Origin of the sequence: Pseudomonas sp. Au-Pse12, from assembly GCF_021341665.1 — a bacterium.
GTDB lineage: Bacteria > Pseudomonadota > Gammaproteobacteria > Pseudomonadales > Pseudomonadaceae > Aquipseudomonas.
The window spans coordinates 308,218-326,819 of record NZ_JAJTTH010000005.1 but is presented as its reverse complement, the minus strand read 5'-3'; the positions used below and the strand labels follow the sequence as shown (position 1 = coordinate 326,819).

Genomic DNA, 18,602 nt, shown 5'->3' with positions numbered 1-18,602 from the left:
GAAGCCGCCACCATGCTGCGTATCCTGCTGATCAACGACACCGCAAAGAAAGTCGGCCGGCTCAAGGCCGCCCTGAGCGAAGCCGGCTTCGAAGTCATCGACGAATCCGGCCTGACCATCGACCTGCCCGGACGCGTCGAAACGGTGCGCCCGGACGTGATTCTGATCGATACCGAGTCACCCAGCCGCGACGTCATGGAGCAAGTGGTGCTGGTCAGCCGCGACCAGCCCCGGCCCATCGTCATGTTCACCGACGAACACGACCCCGGGGTGATGCGCCAGGCGATCAAATCCGGAGTCAGTGCCTATATCGTCGAAGGCATCCAAGTCCAGCGCCTGCAACCGATTCTCGACGTGGCCATGGCGCGCTTCGAAAGCGACCAGGCCCTGCGCGCGCAACTCCAGGCCCGCGACCAGCAACTGGCCGAACGCAAGCGCATCGAACTGGCCAAGGGCCTGCTGATGAAAATGAAGGACTGCGATGAAGAACAGGCCTACACCCTGATGCGCCGTCAGGCCATGGGCAAACAGCAGAAACTGATCCAGGTGGCGGAACAGATCATCGCCATGCAGGAACTCCTCGGCTGACCCTCGCCCCGAAGACACCAACCCAACCAACAGCCGGAGGTTGGCTCGGCTCTTGCTAAAAAATCCTTACCGGTAACCAACGGCGGTTGCCCCACCCACGACAAAGACGTCGCGCGCCCTGCTCGCCCACCGCGAGCCGGACGCCGACGTCTTTTCGTTTTGGCCCCACTGATCGGGGTCGGTGGCGCGGCCGTGGCGGCGCTCCACCTGCAAGCTCATGACGACTCCAACGACTCTTATCAGCTGAGGTGCGCGATGAATTCAAGCTTCTGGAAATCCGGCCACACCCCGACCCTGTTCGCGGCCTTCCTGTATTTCGACCTGAGCTTCATGGTCTGGTACCTGCTGGGCCCGCTGGCGGTGCAGATCGCGGCCGACCTGCACCTGAGCACCCAGCAACGCGGCCTGATGGTGGCCACGCCGATTCTGGCCGGCGCGGTATTGCGCTTCATCATGGGCCTGCTGGCCGATCGCCTGTCCCCCAAAACCGCCGGCCTGATCGGCCAGGTGATTGTCATCAGCGCCCTGTTCGTGGCCTGGAAACTGGGCATTCACAGCTATGAACAAGCATTGTTGCTGGGAGTGTTCCTCGGCATGGCCGGCGCCTCCTTCGCGGTGGCCCTGCCCCTGGCTTCGCAATGGTATCCGCCGCAACACCAGGGCAAGGCCATGGGCATCGCCGGCGCCGGCAACTCCGGCACCGTGTTCGCCGCGCTGATCGCCCCGCTGCTGGCGGCGGCCTATGGCTGGAGCAATGTCTTCGGCTTCGCCCTGATTCCGTTGCTGCTGACCCTGGCACTGTTCGCCTGGCTGGCGCAGAACGCCCCCGAACGCCCTCGCGCCAAGTCCATGAGCGACTACTTCAAGGCCCTGGGCGACCGCGACAGCTGGTGGTTCATGTTCTTCTACAGCGTGACCTTCGGCGGTTTCATCGGCCTGGCCAGCGCCTTGCCCGGCTACTTCAACGACCAGTACGGCCTGAGCCCGGTGACCGCCGGCTACTACACCGCCGCCTGCGTCTTCGGCGGCAGCCTGATGCGCCCCCTGGGCGGCGCCCTGGCCGACCGTTTCGGCGGCATCCGCACCTTGCTGGCGATGTACAGCGTGGCCGTGGTGTGCATCGCCGCCGTGGGCTTCAACCTGCCCAGCTCCTACGCCGCGCTGGCCTTGTTCGTCTGCACCATGCTGGGCCTGGGCGCGGGCAATGGCGCGGTGTTCCAACTGGTGCCGCAGCGCTTTCGCCGGGAAATCGGGGTCATGACCGGGCTGATCGGCATGGCCGGCGGCATCGGTGGTTTCGCCCTGGCCGCGGGCATGGGCGCCATCAAACAGAGCAGCGGCAGCTACCAACTGGCCCTGTGGCTGTTCGCCAGCCTCGGAGTCCTGGCCTGGTTCGGCCTGCACGGGGTCAAGCGCCGCTGGAGAACCACCTGGGGCTCCGCCGCCGTGACCGCGGCACGGGTCTAAGCACGCCATGGGCCTGCAACTGAGCCACGCCGAGGCCAGCGCCACCGGCCCGCGAGCAGAAAACCAGGACGCCCTGCGCCGGGTCACCCCGGCGCCGGAGCTGGCGGCGAGCAAGGGCCTGCTGTTCGCCATCGCCGACGGTGTCAGCCAGTGCGCCGACGGCGGCCTGGCGGCGCGTTCAAGCGTGCAAGCCCTGGCCCTGGATTACTACGCCACGCCGGAAACCTGGGCCGTGGCCGAGGCCCTGGAACGCCTGCTGATCGCCCAGAACCGCTGGTTGCAGGCCAATGGCGGTGGCCAACCCCTGCTCACCACCCTCAGCGCCCTGGTGCTGCGCGGGCGACGCTTCACCCTGGCGCATGTCGGCGACTGCCGGGTCTATCGCTGGCACCAGCAGCAGTTGCAACGCATCAGCGAGGACCACGTCTGGGAACAGCCGGGCATGCAACACGTGCTCAAGCGCGCCCTGGGCCTGGACCAGCATCTGGTGGTGGACTTTCTCGACGGCGAACTGCGCCAGGGCGAAAGCTTCCTGCTGCTCAGCGACGGGGTCTGGGCCACCCTGGGCGACAGCGCCATCGCCGCCATCCTGCGCGACCAACCGGACCTGGACAGCGCGGTCGCCACCCTGGTCGGCGCCGCGCACCTGGCCGGCAGCCAGGACAATGCCAGCGCACTGCTGGTACGGGTCGACGCGCTGGGGGAACGCAGCATCGGCGATGCCCTGCTGCACATGCGGCAATGGCCCCTGCCACCGCCGCTGAAACCGGGGCAGCAATTCGAGGGCTGGCAGGTCGAGGCGCTGCTCAATCACAGCCGGCAAGCACTGCTGTATCGGGTGCGTGACGAGCAACAACAGGCCTGGCTGCTGAAAACCCTGCCGGCAGCCCTGCACAACGACCTGGCGACCTGCCAGGGGCTGCTCTCCGAGGAGTGGCTGCTGCGCCGCGTGGCCGGGCGGCATTTTCCCCAGGTGCACGGCGGCGCGGCGCGCCAGCACCTGTATTACCTGATGCGCGAATACCCCGGGCGCACCCTGCAACAGCTGTTTCGCGACAGCGGCCCTTTGCCCCTGGACCAGTGGCAATCCCTGGCCGAGCGCCTGCTGCGGGCCGTTGGCCTGCTGCATAGACGGCAGATCCTGCACCGCGACATCAAGCCGGACAACCTGCTGCTGGGGAACGACGGCGAACTGCGGGTACTGGATTTCGGCCTGGCCTACTGCCCGGGCTTGTCGGCGGACCCGGCGCACCTGCTGCCCGGCACCCCGAGCTATATCGCCCCGGAAGCCTTTGCCGGCGAACCTCCCAGCCCGCAACAGGACCTCTACGCGGTGGGCGTCAGCCTGTATTACCTGCTGACCGGGCACTACCCCCATGGCGAGATCGAAGCCTTCCAGCGCCCGCGCTTCAGCGCTGCGGTGCCCCCCAGCCGCTACCGCCCGGACCTGCCGGAATGGCTGGCGCAAAGCCTGGAACGTGGGGTCTGCGCCGACCCGGCCCAGCGCTATGAAACCGCCGAAGAGTGGCTGCTGGTGCTGGAACAGGCAGAACGCCGCAGCCTGAGCCCCCGGCCACGGCCCTTGCTGGAACGGGAGCCGCTGAAGGTCTGGCGAGGCATCGCCCTGCTCGCCCTGCTGCTGAACCTGATGCTGTTGCTGGCACTGCTGCACCGCTGAAGCCATCGGGTGGCTGGCCTGGCCTTTCAATCTCCCGACCACCTCCAGCCTCCTCAGCGCCTCCTTTGGAGCCGTTCGCAGCCTGCGGCAGCCCCAAAGAACCGAAAGAGGGCGTGACGCCTCGATTCGGTGCAACAACCGAACTCGGCCAGGACAGAATCTTCACCAGAGCCCCATAAAACCGCGCCCTCGGCTACTTGGCACAAGCGCTGCATGACATCAGGCAACAGACATAAAGCCTGGCCTTCAACGACGAAGGCAGGCTTCCCGAGAGAACGGGATCGGACAAAGGCGTCCTCGTCAGGCCACTGACGGGACGCCTTTTTTTGTTTGCGCGCAGTTTGTCGAGCCAGGCCGCACTGAACCCGCCTGAGCTCCGGAGAAGCCCATGAAAAAACCCAAACTGGTGATGATCGGCAACGGCATGGCCGGGGTCCGCACCCTGGAAGAGTTGCTCAAGCTGAGCGACGAGCTGTATGACATCACCGTGTTCGGCGCCGAGCCCCATACCAACTACAACCGCATCCTGCTGTCGCCGGTGCTGGCCGGTGAGCAGACGTTCGAGGACATCGTCCTCAATGACCTGGACTGGTACCTGCAACACAACATCAAGCTGCTGCTCAATCGCAAGGTGGTCCAGATCGACCGGATCAAGCGCCGGGTGATCGCCGAGGATGGCAGCGAAGCCGAGTACGACCGCCTGCTGATCGCCACCGGTTCCACGCCCTTTATCCTGCCGATTCCCGGCAAGGACCTGCAGGGAGTGATCGGCTACCGCGATATCGCCGACACCCAGGCCATGATCGACACCGCCAGGACCCACAAGCACGCGGTGGTGATCGGCGGCGGCCTGCTGGGCCTGGAAGCCGCCAACGGCCTCAAGCTACGGGGCATGGACGTGACCGTGGTGCACCTGGGCGAATGGCTGCTGGAACGGCAACTGGACCAGACCAGCGGCCAGTTGCTGCAAAGCGCCCTGGAAAGCCGTGGCCTGAAGTTTCGCCTGTGCGAGCAGACCCAGGCGCTGATCGATGCCGGTAATGGCCGGGTCGGTTCGGTGCAGTTCAAGAATGGCGACATCATCCCCGCCGACCTGGTGGTGATGGCCGCCGGCATCCGCCCCAACACCGAGCTGGCGGAACGGGCCGGCCTGCCATGCAACCGCGGGATCCTGGTCAACGACACCCTGCAGACCTTCGACCCGCGCATCTACGCGATCGGCGAGTGCGCCAGCCACCGCGGCATCGCCTACGGCCTGGTGGCGCCGCTGTTCGAACAGGCCAAGGTCTGCGCCAACCACCTGGCCCAGCTGGGCTTCGCCCGCTACCAGGGCTCGGTGACCTCGACCAAGTTGAAGGTCACCGGCATCGATCTGTTTTCCGCCGGCGACTTCATGGGCGGCGACGGCACCGAAACCATCACCCTCGCCGATCCCATTGGCGGGGTGTACAAGAAGCTGGTGATCAAGGACGACGTGCTAGTCGGCGCCTGCCTGTATGGCGACACCGCGGACGGCGGCTGGTACTTCCGGCAGATCCGCGAGCAGCACGCCATCGGCGAAATCCGCGATCACCTGATGTTCGGCGAGCAGGCCCTGGGCGATGTCGGCCATCAGGGCCAGGACAAGGCCATGAGCATGGCCGACAGCGCCGAAGTCTGCGGCTGCAACGGGGTGTGCAAGGGCAGCATCGTCAAGGCGATTCAGGAGCACGGGCTGTTCAGCGTCGACGAGGTCAAGAAACACACCAAGGCCGCCAGCTCCTGTGGCTCCTGCACCGGCCTGGTGGAACAGATCCTGATCAATACCGTGGGCGGCGCGGCGGACGTCAAGCCGAAAAGCGAAAAAGCCATCTGCGCCTGCAGTGACCTGAACCACGGGCAGATCCGCCAGGCGATCCGCGAGCAGCACCTGCTGACCATCGCCGGCACCCTGAGCTACCTCAACTGGCGCACCGCCAACGGCTGCGCCACTTGCCGCCCGGCGCTGAATTACTACCTGATTTCCACCTGGCCAGGGGAAGCCAAGGACGATCCACAATCGCGGCTGATCAACGAACGGGCCCACGCCAATATCCAGAAGGACGGCACCTACTCGGTGGTGCCGCGGATGTGGGGCGGGGTGACCAATCCCTCCGAACTGCGGCGCATCGCCGACGTCGCCGACAAGTATCAGGTGCCCATGGTCAAGGTCACCGGTGGCCAGCGCATCGACCTGCTGGGCATTCGCAAGGAGGATTTGCCCGGGGTCTGGAAGGACCTGGACATGCCGTCCGGCCACGCCTACGGCAAATCCATCCGCACCGTGAAGACCTGCGTCGGCAGCGAGTTCTGCCGCTTCGGCACGCAGAACTCCACGCAGTTGGGCATCGAGCTGGAACACGACCTGTTCAACATGTGGTCGCCGCACAAGGTCAAGCTGGCGGTCTCCGGCTGCCCGCGCAACTGCTCGGAAGCCGGGATCAAGGATGTCGGGATCATTGGCGTCGATTCCGGCTGGGAGATGTACATCGGCGGCAACGGCGGGATCAAGACCGAAGTGGCGGAGTTCTTCGTCAAGCTCAAGACCGCCGAAGAAGTGCGCGAGTACAACGGCGCGTTCCTCCAGCTGTACCGCGAAGAAGCCTTCTACCTCGAACGCACCGTGCACTACCTGCAACGGGTCGGCATGGAACACGTGAAAAAGGCCGTGCTGGAAGACCCCGAGCGGCGCAAGGCGCTGAATGAACGCTTGCAGTTCGCCCTGTCCTTCGAGCAGGACCCGTGGCAACAGCGCCTGGCCGAGCCGCAGCTGAAAAAAGAGTACGAATCGATCCCCGTGAAACAACTGGAGGTGCCGGCATGAACTGGCTGGATATCTGCGCCCTGGAAGAAATCAACGCCCTGGGCTCGCGCATCATCAAGGGCCCCCAGGGCGATATCGCGATTTTTCGTACCAGCGACGATCAGGTCTTCGCCCTCGACGATCGCTGCCCGCACAAGGGGGGCCCGCTGTCCCAGGGGCTGATCTACGGCAAGCGCGTGGCCTGCCCCCTGCACAACTGGCAGATCGATCTGGAATCCGGCGAAGCCCAGGCGCCGGACGTCGGTTGCGCCCACCACCACCCGGCGCGGGTGGAACGTGGCCGAGTGCAGCTGGCCCTGCGGGATGCCGGGTGATGCAGCGCCAGAGCACGGCCTCGACCTGTTGCTACTGCGGGGTTGGCTGCGGGGTACTGATCGAGCATGACAGCCGGCAGATCCTCGGGGTCAGCGGTGACCCGGCGCATCCGGCCAACTTCGGCAGGCTGTGCAGCAAGGGCGCCAGCCTGCACTTGACCGGCGACCCCGGCGCCCGCGCCCTGTACCCGGAGTTGCGCCTGGGCAAGCAGCTAGCCCGCAGCCGCTGCGACTGGGACAGCGCCCTGGAACATGCCGCCGGGGTGTTTGCCCAGACCATTGCCGAGCATGGCCCGGACAGCGTGGCGTTCTACATCTCCGGGCAACTGCTGACCGAGGATTACTACGCCTTCAACAAGCTGGCCCGGGCCCTGGTGGGCACCAACAACATCGACAGCAATTCGCGGCTGTGCATGTCCTCGGCGGTGGTGGGCTACAAGCGCAGCCTGGGGGCCGATGCGCCGCCCTGCAGTTATGAGGACCTGGAGCAGAGCGATTGCGTGATGATCGTCGGCAGCAACATGGCCTACGCCCATCCGGTGCTGTTCCGACGCCTGGAACAGGCTAGAAGCCAGCGTCCGCAGATGAAAGTGCTGGTCATCGACCCGCGTCGTACCGACACCTGCGACCTGGCCGACCTGCACCTGGCGATTCTGCCGGGCACCGATGTGGCGCTGTTCCACGGCATCCTCCACCTGTTGCTGTGGGAGGATTGGGTCGATCGGGACTTCATCCGCGAACACACCGAGGGCCTGGCCGAGTTGAAGGCCCTGGTCCGCGACTACACCCCGCCGATGGTGGCGCAGTTGTGCGGGATCAGCGTCGAGCAGTTGCAGCAATGCGCACAATGGATCGGCAACGCGGAAAGCTTTCTGTCCCTGTGGTGCATGGGCCTGAACCAGTCCAGTGCCGGCAGCGCGAAAAACAGCGCGCTGATCAACCTGCACCTGGCCACCGGGCAGATCGGCCGCCCCGGCGCCGGCCCCTTCTCGCTCACCGGTCAGCCCAATGCCATGGGCGGGCGCGAAACCGGCAGCCTGAGCAACCTGCTCCCCGGGCACCGGGAGGCCGCCGACCCCGAGCACCGCGCGCAGGTCGCCGCCTACTGGGGAGTGGAACAATTGCCCGCCAGCCCCGGGCTGACGGCCATCGAGTTGTTTGAACAGTTGCGCAGTGGGCACATCAAGGCCTTGTGGATCGCCTGCACCAATCCGGCGCAGTCACTGCCGGACCAGAATACGGTGCGGGCGGCACTGCAAGCCTGTCCTTTCGTGGTCCTGCAGGAAGCCTTCGCCACCACGGAAACCGCGGCCTTTGCCGACCTGCTGCTGCCTGCCGCCAGTTGGGGGGAGAAAGACGGCACGGTGACCAACTCGGAACGCCGGGTTTCCCACGTGCGCCAGGCCGTGATCGCGCCCGGCGAAGCGCGGCCTGACTGGGCGATTACCGTGGACTTCGCCCAACGCCTGGAGCGCCGCCTGCGTCCTGGCCAGCCGAGCCTGTTTAGCTTCGATTCCGCCACCCAGCTGTTCGATGAGTACAAAGGCCTGACCCAGGGCCGCGACCTGGACTTGTCCGGCCTCAGCCATTCGCTGCTCGACCGCCTCGGCCCGCAGCAATGGCCCTTCCCCAGCGGTGCGAGCCAAGGCACACCGCGCTTGTATGGCGACGGAGTCTTTCCCACCACCACCGGCCGTGCGCGCTTTATCGCCGAGCCCTATGTGGCCGCCAAGGAACAGCGGGATGCGCGTTTTCCCCTGACCCTGATCACCGGCCGGCTGCGGGACCAGTGGCACGGCATGAGCCGCACCGGCACTGCAGCGCAGCTGTTCGGCCATGTCAGCGAGGCACTGTTGAGCCTGCACCCGGACGAGTTGCGCCGACAACGCTTGCGCGAGGGCGATCTGGTGAGCCTGAAAAGCCGGCGCGGCAGTGTGATTGTCGCCGTCGCCAGTGATGACAGCGTGCGCCCCGGCCAGGCTTTCCTGCCGATGCACTGGGGCGATCGCTTCCTCAAGGGCGGGGTCAACGCCGTCACCCAGCCGGCCTTCGATCCCCTGTCGAAACAGCCGGAGCTCAAGCACAGCGGCGTGCGCCTGGAGCCGGTGCAGTTGCCCTGGCAGTTGTTCGCCCTGATCGAAGGCGACGTACAGGCTCACTTCAGGGCTCTGCGCCCGCTATGTGAAAGCTTTGCCTATGTCAGCCTCAGCCTGAGCGGTCGCGAACGCCCGGCCCTGGTGATCCGTGCGGCTCACCAACAGGCACCGCAGCCGGCTCTGCTCACGCTTATCGATCAGCAATTGGGGCTCGACGCCGGGCCGGTGCTGGCCTATGACGACCCGCGCCGGGCCATCGGCAAGCGGGTGCGGATCGAACAAGGGCGGATTACCACGATCCGCCTGGCCGGAGAAACCCTGGCCCAGCACTGGTTGCAGCAATTGTGGCTCGAAGGCCGCGCCGACGAGCAACTGCGCCGCTGGCTGCTGGCGCCAATGAGCGCCCCGCCGGAGGCCAGCGGCCTGGGCGAGACGCGAGAACGGACCCTGTGTAACTGCAAGAACGTCAGCTATCGGGCGGTCTGTGCCGGTGTCGCTGAAGGCCTGAACCTTGAACAACTGAAACAGCAATTGGGTTGCGGTAGCCAATGTGGCTCCTGCGTGCCGGAGATCAAGCGCCTGCTGGCGGCTTCGGTGCACCCTGTCGCCGCCCCTGTGTGAGGAAACCCCATGAATGCAAAAGTCTGGCTGGTTGGCGCAGGCCCCGGAGACCCCGAGCTACTGACCCTCAAGGCCGTACGCGCCCTCGCTGAGGCCGATGTGGTGCTGATCGATGATCTGGTGAATCACGCGGTGCTGGCGCACTGCCCAAAGGCGCGGGTGATCGCGGTGGGCAAGCGCGGCGGTTGTCGCTCGACGCCTCAGGCGTTCATCCATCGCCTGATGCTGCGTTACGCCCGCCAGGGCCGCTGCGTGGTGCGCCTCAAGGGCGGCGATCCGTGCATCTTCGGGCGCGGTGGCGAGGAGGCCCAATGGCTCAAGGAACGGGGAATCGACGTGGAACTGGTCAACGGCATTACCGCCGGCCTGGCGGGGGCCACGCGTTGCGATATCCCACTGACCCTGCGCGGTGTTGCCCGGGGTGTGACCCTGGTGACCGCCCATACTCAGGACGACAGTCAGTTGAACTGGCAGGCGCTGGCGCAAAGCGGCACGACCCTGGTGATCTACATGGGAGTGGCAAAGCTGACGGAAATCGCCGAGCAGTTGCTCAATGGCGGATTGGCGGCGGACACGCCGGTGGCAATGATTGAAAACGCCTCGCTGCCCGAGCAGCGGGAATGTCGCAGTGTGCTGGCGGACATGGAACGGGATGCCGAGCATTTCGTGCTCAAGAGCCCCGCCATCCTGGTGATCGGTGCCGTGGCAGCAACCGCTTCGGCGGCGGCCCTCACCCCTGGGGCCCAAGCGCAACAGGCCTGAATCACGCCTTGGGGAAGGTAAATCGCAGGCAAAGAAAAACCCGGCCTAGGCCGGGTTTTTCCAAGCTACAAGGCTAATTACTTAGCTTGAGCTTCTACCGAGGCTTCTACGCGACGGTTGATAGCGCGACCGGCTTCAGTTGCGTTGTCGGCAACTGGGCGGGACTCACCGTAACCAACGGATTGAACGCGGTTAGCGCCAACGCCGTACTGGTTAACCAGGACTTGTTTAACGGCGTTTGCACGACGCTCAGACAGCTTCTGGTTGTAAGCGTCAGGACCGACGGAGTCAGTGTGACCTTCAACAACGGTGGTGGTCTGTGGGTACTGCTTCATGAAGTCAGCGAGGTTCTTGATGTCAGCGTAGCTGTTAGGCTTGACTACCGACTTGTCGAAGTCGAACTTCACGTCCAGCTCAACACGAACTACTTCAGCAACTGGAGCTTCTGGAGCTGGCTCTGGAGCTGGAGCTGGTGCTACTGGAGCTGGAGCAACTTTGCCGCCGCTGCCACCGAAGTTAACACCCAGGCCGATGGTCGGAGCGTAGTCCCACTTGCCGTTGTCCAGCTTGTAGTCAGCTTCAACGCCAGCACGGGCGAACAGGTTGTTGGTGATGTACCACTTAACACCAGCGCCTGCAGTCAGGAAAGTCGACTGGTCGCGACCGCTGTGGCCGTCGGCCTCAACGTTGGTCATGCTCTTGTGAGCAACACCGCCGGAAACGTATGGACGCAGAGCGTCACCCACGGTACCAAAGTGGTACTGAGCGTTCAGGCCGAAGTTGTCGCCTTTGATTTTCTGGTTACCAGTACCGTCGTTGGAACGGGTGTGGTTGGTCTTGTCGTAGGTGGCGTTCAACGACAGATCGTCGGTCAGGAAGTAACCGATCGATGCGCCTGGGTTGAAGCCGTCTTCAACGTGATTAACGCTGTCGTTGTACTGTTTTTTGTAAAACAGTTCACCCTCGACCGCGCCTTGGCCTTGCGCCAGAACGCCGAACGAAGTCACGGCAACAATAGAACCAATGGCAATGCCCAAGGTGTTTTTCAGTTTCATCCGTTAAATCCCCATCTGGTGATTGTAAAGCAGTCCCACATACCGGGGGACAACTCGGCGGTAAGTCTATCAGAACTCACCTAGACGTAAGAGATATTTGCGCCGAACTAAGTTTCAGCAATGCCTGCAAATTTCTCACGCAATTTATCAAGAGCACGTTTGTAACGCATCTTCGTAGCACTCAACCCCATATGCATGATGTCCGCGATCTCTTGGAACTCCAGCTCTGCGACAAATCGTAGCACCAGAATTTCCCGATCAATCGGATTCACATGCACCAACCAGCGGTCAAGTCCGCCCTTTTCCTCAGGTTTCGGCGCCTTCTCTTCAGAGGCCTCCTCGAGGGGGTCAAGACTTAAAGCGTCCATCAACCGACGCTTACGCCGCTCCTTGCGATACTGCGTGATGCATTCGTTGTACGTGATGCTATATAGCCATGTCTTGAACTTCGATTTACCCTCAAAGTTCTTAAGGCCATACAGCACCTTCAACATCACTTCCTGACAGACATCATCGGCATCCCGATCGTTCCCTAGATAACGTGCACAAACATTAAATAGGGTCCTCTGATAGCGCCGCATCAACTCTTCATAGGCGCGTGTTACGTGAAACAGCTCCGTATGTGAGCGCGCAACCAACTCCTCATCAGAGAGCTCACGGGGGTCATAGCGCGTGGATAGCGATTGGGTTTTATTCAAAACGAGTCGTGCCGACAGTCAGGTCAATGTCCGCCGCAACCCGGCTAGGGGCTTTTTTGCGGCGGCATACATTAGCAGGGTTTGCCGGGTTAGCGGCTACTTACATGCTGCTCCAGCAGGATCCGGTTGGAGAGAGAGACTAGCTCACCCTCCTCGGTCAGCAATGTAGTTTTAACCGTGCCAATCTCTTCGATCTGGCCTTCGACCTCACCAACACGTACTTGTTGCCCAACCTGGTACAACTCACGCACATAGATTCCCGCAAGAATCTGCCCGGCAATTTCCCGGCTTCCCAAGCCCATGGCCAGCGCAACGGCCAGACCAACGGTAATCAATACAATGACGATCACGTGGTTGAGCAGGTCGGTTTTGACCTCCAACTGACTGATCGCCACGGAAATACTGATGATGATCACCAGCCCCTGGGCAATTCGCCCCAGGCCACCGGCATAATCCAAGCCCACGCCTTCTGCCGCGCCGCGCACCAGGCCATTGGCCAATTGCGCCAATAGAACGCCCACCAACAGCACCAGCGCCGCGCCGAAAACCTTCGGTAAATACAGCGCAAGCATGTCGAGCGTAGCCGAAACGCGTTCAAGCCCCAGGGATTCAGCGGCAGAAACCAGGAAAATCAGCAGGACGAACCAGTAGACGATCTTGCCGATCAGGGTCGAGATCGGCACTTGCAGCCCTGCGCGCGACAGCAACTTGGTCAAGCCGGTACCGCCCATCAGGCGATCCAGGCCCAGCTTGGCCAGCAATTTCGACAGCAGGGTATCCAGCAGCTTGGCCACCACAAAGCCCAGCAACAGCACCACCAACGCGCCGAACAGGTTCGGAATGAAGTTCGCCACCTTGGTCCACAAGGCAGTCATCGCCGTGACGAGGCTCTGCGTCCAGAGATCAAGTTCCATATTCAATCAGCCTTATCAGCAGTGCGAGCAGTAGATTTACGACGAGAAACCGGCGCGATATGAGCCGATCCATTATTCAGGGCAATCATCAGCGCCGGCAGCCAGCGGCCCAGCAGGCTGAACAGGTCTCCCGCGCCTACCTGGCGGTTGGCGGTTTTCAGTACGCGGCCCAGGCAGGCATCGTCATCGCGGCTCGATGGCGAGGCTTTGAGCATGTCACGCAAAGACTGTTCAAATGGATCGTGCATACGCACCTCTGGTGATGTCTGAAAAAGACGCGATCAGATTTATTCGGGTCACATGAAGCCTCTTCACACCCAGCGCAAACGGCGGAATAACCACCATTGTCCCAGGGCCACCGACACCAGCAGCAGGCAGGCAATGATGAATCCGTAGGGGCTGGCGGAGAACGGAATCCCGCCGACGTTGATCCCCAGAAGGCCGGTAAGAAAACTCATCGGCAGGAAGATCCCGGTGATGATCCCGAAGCGGTACATGGTGCGATTCATGCGTACGCTCAGACGCCGGTCTTCGGCCTCCAGCACAAGCCCCACGCGCTCTCGGGTCAATTCCAGCTCTTCCAGGTAACGGGTCAGGCTGTTGTGCAACTCGTTCCAGTAATCACCATCATCAGCGGCGAACCAGGGCAGTTTTATCCGGCTCAACTGGGCGAAGATATCCCGCTGCGGAGCCAGGAAGCGCTTGAGCCCGGCAGCCCGGCGACGGATCTGCAAAATGCTCCCGTGCTCGGGTGTATACCGTTCGTCGGCATCCAGCTTTTCTTCTTCGGCATCGACCACTTCGCCGAGGTCGCTGACCAGATGCTGCACCTTGTGCGTCAGGTACTCGGCCATATAAAGGAGGAGTTCGGCAGCGGTTTTCGGCCCTTTGCCTTCTGTCAGTTGCTCCAGCAACTCATCAGTGGCCCGCAACGGCCGCAAACGCAGGGAAATCACTCGCTGGGAAGAGGCAAAGATACGCACCGAGACCATGTCTTCAGGCTCGGCCCCCGGATTGAGGTTGATGCCCCGCAGAAACAGCAACAACTCCGAGTCTGGCAAGGCCAGCAGGCGCGGACGGGTGTTTTCCTCCAGCAGCAGGTCGCAGCTGAACTCGCTCAACCCGCTGGAACGGCGCAGCCAGGTCTGGGTCTGCGGATGGCTGCGATCCCAGTGCAGCCACAGGCTTTCATGGGCCTGCAGCTGCAGTTCGTCGAGCTCAGTCCGGGCAATTGAACGCGCACCGCCTTCACCATCCAGCACCAGGGCATGCACCAGCCCCCATTGCGCGTTGTCTTCCTCGAACATCCTCATCCCTTGTCAGGTCGATTGCTTATTCAGGCATTTTCAATGGGCTTGGCGACACGATCACGCCATTGTTGTCGGCATAGACATACTCGCCCGGACGGAAAGTCACACCGGCAAAAGTCACCGCCACATTCAGGTCACCAATACCGCGCTTGTCGGTCTTCATCGGATGGCTGGCCAGCGCCTGGACGCCGAGGTCTGTCTGGGCGATGACATCCACATCACGGATGCAACCGTAGATCACCAACCCTTCCCAGCCGTTTTTCGCGGCTTTCTCGGCCAGCATGTCACCCAGCAGGGCGCGGCGCAGAGAACCGCCACCATCCACCACCAGCACCTTGCCGTGCCCGTTGAGCTCCACCTGCTCCTTGACCAGCGAGTTGTCTTCAAAGCACTTGATGGTGACGATTTCGCCGCCAAAGGAATCGCGACCACCGAAATTGCTGAACATCGGCTCTACCACCTGCACCAGGTCCGGATAGGCGTCGCACAGGTCGGGAGTGAGGTAATGGTTCATCGAGAAACTCCTGTAACAGAAAGAACACGATCGAAGGTGTGGGTAATTCCGGGAGCTGCCTATTTGATACGCGCCCAGATGGCAGATGTTTAACCTGCTGCACCTGATGAGCGAATCAGCCCGCCCCTCCATTTTCACAGCCATGCCAGCGGAACGGAAAGGCGGATCAATAACTGAATGTGACCAGAACAGCGCAATGCGTCATATCTTAGCCGCAAGCGCTATTCAGCGAAATGCCCTTGTCAGAGCCTTCGCCTCAAACCACGACCACAGGTTCGGCGGCAGAAACCAGCAACGGCGCCTGCGGATCCTTGAGCCAACGCGCGACCAGCGGCCAGACCTCAGTCTGCGCCAGTTTGCTCACCAACATCTCGACATGACCGAAATTGCCGCTGAATCCCTGTTCAGTGCCCAGGCAGACAAACTGTTTATGCTCGCTGCCCAATTGTTCGAACAATTTGCGACAGGCCCAGGTCGGGTCCTGATGATCACCTGCGGCGCTGACCGCCAGCGCTGGCACGGTCACTTCCGCCAGGCCAGCCCACCAATCCTTGTCGGCATCGCCAAAACGGCCAAACAGGCCGTGCCAACGCATGCTTTCCAGAGCCAGGCCAATCGGCTCGTCTTCCGGCCCACGCTTGAGCCGCGACCCGGACAGCTGGGCAAAGCGCTTGATCACCAGGCGCCCGCCCCACTCCACCATCGGAATCTTCAGGGGCCAGTAGGTGCGGCTGATCTGGGTACCGAAAAATGCCGCCGAGGCCACTCCCGCCTCCCCCAGGTACTGACCGCCCAAGGCCGCAGCCAAGGTCGTGCCGCCCAGGGAATGACCGATCCAGTGAGGAACCTGCGTACTTTGCTCGCGGACAAAGGCGGCAATCGCTGGCAAATCGTAACGCGCGTAGTCGGCCACGCGGTTCTTGCGGTAGTCGACGTTGCGGCGCGACAGGCCGTGACCACGCATTTCCGGAATCCACACATCGAAGCCGGCGCGGGCCAGATAAGCCCCCAGCCCGATCCCCTTGGGTGAATACCAGAAACGCCGATTGGAAAAACTGCCATGCAACAGGATCACGGGAATACCCCGGGCCTCTGGCTCATCGGCCAGCCCCAGACGGGTCACGGCCAACTCCACCGAAGAGTCGGGGCTGTTGCCGGGTTTCAAGCGATAGACATCTTCGCTGAGGTCGCCTCGACGCTCGGCACTGATCAAGGCGACGGGAAATAGGTTGCTGCTGCTTTGCATATTCTTCTTGCACAAAAAAGGGCGGCATCCAGAAGAAGCACGCCCTGCTTGAATCTTCAAGAGCCGGCCAGCCTTGCGACCGACCGGCTCTGCACTCACTGATTACGCCGCGCCCTGACCTTCAGCCAGGAAGAACCAGGTTTCCAGCACCGAGTCCGGGTTCAGCGAAACGCTTTCAATGCCCTGCTCCATCAGCCACTTGGCCAGGTCCGGGTGGTCCGAAGGCCCCTGGCCGCAGATGCCGATGTACTTGCCCGCCTTGTTACAGGCGGCAATGGCATTGGCCAGCAGCTTCTTGACCGCAGGATTACGCTCGTCGAACAGGTGGGCGATGATCCCCGAGTCACGGTCCAGGCCCAGGGTCAGCTGGGTCAGGTCGTTGGAACCGATGGAGAAACCATCGAAGTACTCGAGGAATTCCTCAGCCAGGATGGCGTTGGAAGGCAGTTCGCACATCATGATCACGCGCAGGCCATTTTCGCCGCGCTTGAGGCCATTTTCAGCCAGCAGATCAACCACCTGGCTGGCTTCGCCCAAGGTCCGCACGAACGGCACCATGATTTCGACGTTGGTCAGGCCCATCTCGTTGCGCACGCGTTTCAGCGCGCGGCATTCGAGTTCGAAGCAGTCACGGAAGGATTCGCTGATGTAGCGCGACGCGCCACGGAAGCCCAGCATCGGGTTCTCTTCTTCCGGCTCGTAGAGCTTGCCGCCGATCAGGTTGGCGTATTCGTTGGACTTGAAGTCCGACAGACGCACGATGACCTTCTTCGGAGTGAACGCCGCCGCCAGGGTGCTGATGCCTTCAACCAGCTTGTCGACGTAGAAATCCACAGGATCGTGGTAGCCGGCAATACGCTTGTCGACGCTGTCCTTGATCTCTTGTGGCAGCCCGGCGTAGTTCAGCAGCGCCTTGGGGTGCACGCCGATCATGCGGTTGATGATGAACTCCAGGCGGGCCAGGCCCACGCCAGCGTTCGGCAGTTGGGCGAAGTCGAAGGCCCGGTCCGGGTTGCCGACGTTCATCATGATCTTGAACGGCAGTTCCGGCATGGCGTCTACCGAGTTCTGCTTGATGTCGAAGCCCAGTTCGCCTTCGAAGATCAAGCCGGTGTCGCCTTCAGCGCAGGAAACGGTCACGCCCTGGCCGTCCTTGAGCAGCTCGGTGGCGTTGCCGCAACCCACTACCGCCGGAATCCCCAGTTCGCGAGCGATGATCGCCGCGTGGCAAGTACGACCGCCACGGTTGGTCACGATGGCGCTGGCGCGCTTCATCACCGGTTCCCAGTCCGGGTCGGTCATGTCGGAGACCAGCACGTCGCCCGCCTGGACCTTGTCCATCTCGGAAACGTCCTTGATGATCCGCACCTTGCCCGCGCCGATGCGCTGGCCGATGGCACGGCCTTCCACCAGCACAGTGCCGGTTTCCTTGAGCAGGTAGCGCTCCATCACGTTGGCCTGGGTACGGCTCTTCACGGTTTCCGGACGGGCCTGGACGATGTACAGCTTGCCGTCGTCGCCGTCCTTGGCCCATTCGATGTCCATCGGGCACTGGTAGTGCTTCTCGATGATCATCGCCTGCTTGGCCAGTTCGCTGACTTCGGCGTCGCTCAGGCAGAAACGTGCGCGATCGGCTGCGTCAACGTCCACGGTCTTCACCGAGCGACCGGCCTTGGCTTCATCGCCGTAGATCATCTTGATGGCCTTGCTGCCCAGGTTGCGGCGCAGGATGGCCGGGCGGCCGGCTTCAAGGGTGTTCTTGTGGACGTAGAATTCGTCCGGGTTGACCGCGCCCTGGACCACGGTTTCACCCAGGCCGTAGGCACCGGTAATGAAGACCACGTCACGGAAGCCCGATTCGGTGTCGAGGGTGAACATCACGCCGGCGGTGCCGGTTTCCGAACGCACCATGCGCTGCACGCCGGCAGACAGGGCCACCAGCTTGTGGTCGAAACCCTGGTGCACGCGATAGGAAATGGCGCGATCGTTGAACAGCGAGGCAAACACTTCCTTGGCCGCGCGAATCACGTTGTCCACGCCACGGATATTCAGGAAGGTTTCCTGCTGGCCGGCGAAGGAGGCGTCCGGCAGGTCTTCGGCGGTGGCCGAAGAACGCACGGCGACGGCCATCTCTGGGTTGCCCGCCGACAAGGCGGCGAAGGCGGTACGGATCTCGGTGTTGAGGCGCTCGGGGAACTCGGCCTCCATGATCCACTGACGGATCTGCGCGCCGGTCTTGGCCAGGGCATTCACGTCATCGACATCCAGCGCATCGAGCGCGGCATGGATCTGGTCGTTCAGACCACTCAACTCAAGAAAATCACGATAAGCCTGAGCTGTCGTGGCGAAGCCACCAGGGACCGATACGCCCGCACCTGCGAGGTTGCTGATCATCTCGCCCAGGGATGCGTTCTTGCCCCCCACATGCTCAACATCGTGTTTGCCGAGCTTATCGAGGGAAACTACGTACTCTACCAAGGTGATCTCTCCACTAACT

The 18,602-nt window shown here is 62.6% G+C and carries 15 protein-coding genes; 7 read left to right on the top strand and 8 right to left on the bottom strand.

The features are described 5' to 3' along the window. The first annotated feature begins 12 nt into the window (after window positions 1–12). The 7 genes from LXM55_RS16480 (at window position 13) to cobA (ending at window position 10,368) form a co-directional block, all read left to right on the top strand. Complete coding sequence (locus LXM55_RS16480) at window positions 13–588, top strand: ANTAR domain-containing response regulator (RefSeq protein ID WP_102863840.1); 576 nt, start codon at window positions 13–15, stop codon at window positions 586–588. Window positions 589–843: 255 nt separating this feature from the next. Then, on the top strand, window positions 844–2,055 hold the full coding sequence (locus LXM55_RS16475; protein ID WP_233321347.1) for a nitrate/nitrite transporter: 1,212 nt from the start codon (window positions 844–846) through the stop codon (window positions 2,053–2,055). A gap of 7 nt (window positions 2,056–2,062) precedes the next feature. Next, window positions 2,063–3,733, top strand: a complete 1,671-nt coding sequence (locus tag LXM55_RS16470) for a bifunctional protein-serine/threonine kinase/phosphatase (protein WP_233321346.1) — start codon at window positions 2,063–2,065, stop codon at window positions 3,731–3,733. A 388-nt stretch (window positions 3,734–4,121) separates the two neighbouring features. Beyond that, window positions 4,122–6,575, top strand: a complete 2,454-nt coding sequence (nirB, locus tag LXM55_RS16465) for a nitrite reductase large subunit NirB (protein ID WP_233321345.1) — start codon at window positions 4,122–4,124, stop codon at window positions 6,573–6,575. Continuing rightward, window positions 6,572–6,889: a nitrite reductase small subunit NirD gene (gene nirD / locus LXM55_RS16460; protein WP_233321344.1), complete on the top strand. Its 318-nt coding sequence runs from the start codon at window positions 6,572–6,574 to the stop codon at window positions 6,887–6,889. Before nirB ends, nirD begins: the two co-directional genes overlap by 4 nt. Further along, complete coding sequence (locus LXM55_RS16455) at window positions 6,889–9,606, top strand: nitrate reductase (RefSeq protein WP_233321343.1); 2,718 nt, start codon at window positions 6,889–6,891, stop codon at window positions 9,604–9,606. Before nirD ends, LXM55_RS16455 begins: the two co-directional genes overlap by 1 nt. 9 nt (window positions 9,607–9,615) lie before the next feature. Continuing rightward, the gene (gene cobA, locus LXM55_RS16450; RefSeq protein ID WP_233321342.1) at window positions 9,616–10,368 is read left to right on the top strand and encodes a uroporphyrinogen-III C-methyltransferase; all 753 of its coding nucleotides are present in this window, start codon (window positions 9,616–9,618) and stop codon (window positions 10,366–10,368) included. Between the two features lie 77 nt (window positions 10,369–10,445). Here cobA and LXM55_RS16445 read toward each other — a convergent pair whose 3' ends face one another. From LXM55_RS16445 to ppsA, 8 genes are all read right to left on the bottom strand, one after another. Continuing rightward, window positions 10,446–11,423 carry an OmpA family protein gene (locus LXM55_RS16445; protein WP_233321341.1) on the bottom strand — a complete coding sequence of 326 codons (978 nt, stop codon included), beginning with the start codon at window positions 11,421–11,423 and terminating at the stop codon, window positions 10,446–10,448. Between the two features lie 107 nt (window positions 11,424–11,530). After that, window positions 11,531–12,121, bottom strand: coding sequence for an RNA polymerase sigma factor SigX (gene sigX / locus LXM55_RS16440; protein ID WP_011060195.1), 591 nt, complete (start codon window positions 12,119–12,121; stop codon window positions 11,531–11,533). A gap of 89 nt (window positions 12,122–12,210) precedes the next feature. Then, on the bottom strand, window positions 12,211–13,035 hold the full coding sequence (locus LXM55_RS16435) for a mechanosensitive ion channel family protein (RefSeq protein WP_233321340.1): 825 nt from the start codon (window positions 13,033–13,035) through the stop codon (window positions 12,211–12,213). Window positions 13,036–13,037: 2 nt separating this feature from the next. Then, complete coding sequence (locus LXM55_RS16430; RefSeq protein ID WP_161753291.1) at window positions 13,038–13,283, bottom strand: CrfX protein; 246 nt, start codon at window positions 13,281–13,283, stop codon at window positions 13,038–13,040. A gap of 63 nt (window positions 13,284–13,346) precedes the next feature. Then, window positions 13,347–14,342 carry a zinc transporter ZntB gene (locus LXM55_RS16425; RefSeq protein ID WP_233321339.1) on the bottom strand — a complete coding sequence of 332 codons (996 nt, stop codon included), beginning with the start codon at window positions 14,340–14,342 and terminating at the stop codon, window positions 13,347–13,349. A 25-nt stretch (window positions 14,343–14,367) separates the two neighbouring features. Beyond that, window positions 14,368–14,859, bottom strand: a complete 492-nt coding sequence (gene rraA, locus LXM55_RS16420; protein ID WP_233321338.1) for a ribonuclease E activity regulator RraA — start codon at window positions 14,857–14,859, stop codon at window positions 14,368–14,370. Between the two features lie 256 nt (window positions 14,860–15,115). Continuing rightward, window positions 15,116–16,105, bottom strand: coding sequence for an alpha/beta fold hydrolase (locus tag LXM55_RS16415; RefSeq protein WP_233321337.1), 990 nt, complete (start codon window positions 16,103–16,105; stop codon window positions 15,116–15,118). A gap of 102 nt (window positions 16,106–16,207) precedes the next feature. Further along, window positions 16,208–18,583, bottom strand: a complete 2,376-nt coding sequence (ppsA, locus tag LXM55_RS16410) for a phosphoenolpyruvate synthase (RefSeq protein ID WP_233321336.1) — start codon at window positions 18,581–18,583, stop codon at window positions 16,208–16,210. Between the last annotated feature and the right edge of the window lie 19 nt (window positions 18,584–18,602).

What these genes read in the sequence shown, in the direction of transcription:
- nirB (WP_233321345.1), top strand. Translation starts at nt 4,122, where the DNA reads ATGAAAAAACCCAAACTGGTGATGATCGGCAACGGCATGGCCGGGGTC.
- LXM55_RS16455 (WP_233321343.1), top strand. Translation starts at nt 6,889, where the DNA reads ATGCAGCGCCAGAGCACGGCCTCGACCTGTTGCTACTGCGGGGTTGGC.
- LXM55_RS16475 (WP_233321347.1), top strand. Translation starts at nt 844, where the DNA reads ATGAATTCAAGCTTCTGGAAATCCGGCCACACCCCGACCCTGTTCGCG.
- LXM55_RS16415 (WP_233321337.1), bottom strand. Translation starts at nt 16,105, where the DNA reads ATGCAAAGCAGCAGCAACCTATTTCCCGTCGCCTTGATCAGTGCCGAG.
- LXM55_RS16430 (WP_161753291.1), bottom strand. Translation starts at nt 13,283, where the DNA reads ATGCACGATCCATTTGAACAGTCTTTGCGTGACATGCTCAAAGCCTCG.
- LXM55_RS16445 (WP_233321341.1), bottom strand. Translation starts at nt 11,423, where the DNA reads ATGAAACTGAAAAACACCTTGGGCATTGCCATTGGTTCTATTGTTGCC.
- nirD (WP_233321344.1), top strand. Translation starts at nt 6,572, where the DNA reads ATGAACTGGCTGGATATCTGCGCCCTGGAAGAAATCAACGCCCTGGGC.
- LXM55_RS16480 (WP_102863840.1), top strand. Translation starts at nt 13, where the DNA reads ATGCTGCGTATCCTGCTGATCAACGACACCGCAAAGAAAGTCGGCCGG.
- rraA (WP_233321338.1), bottom strand. Translation starts at nt 14,859, where the DNA reads ATGAACCATTACCTCACTCCCGACCTGTGCGACGCCTATCCGGACCTG.
- LXM55_RS16470 (WP_233321346.1), top strand. Translation starts at nt 2,063, where the DNA reads ATGGGCCTGCAACTGAGCCACGCCGAGGCCAGCGCCACCGGCCCGCGA.
- LXM55_RS16435 (WP_233321340.1), bottom strand. Translation starts at nt 13,035, where the DNA reads ATGGAACTTGATCTCTGGACGCAGAGCCTCGTCACGGCGATGACTGCC.
- LXM55_RS16425 (WP_233321339.1), bottom strand. Translation starts at nt 14,342, where the DNA reads ATGTTCGAGGAAGACAACGCGCAATGGGGGCTGGTGCATGCCCTGGTG.
- cobA (WP_233321342.1), top strand. Translation starts at nt 9,616, where the DNA reads ATGAATGCAAAAGTCTGGCTGGTTGGCGCAGGCCCCGGAGACCCCGAG.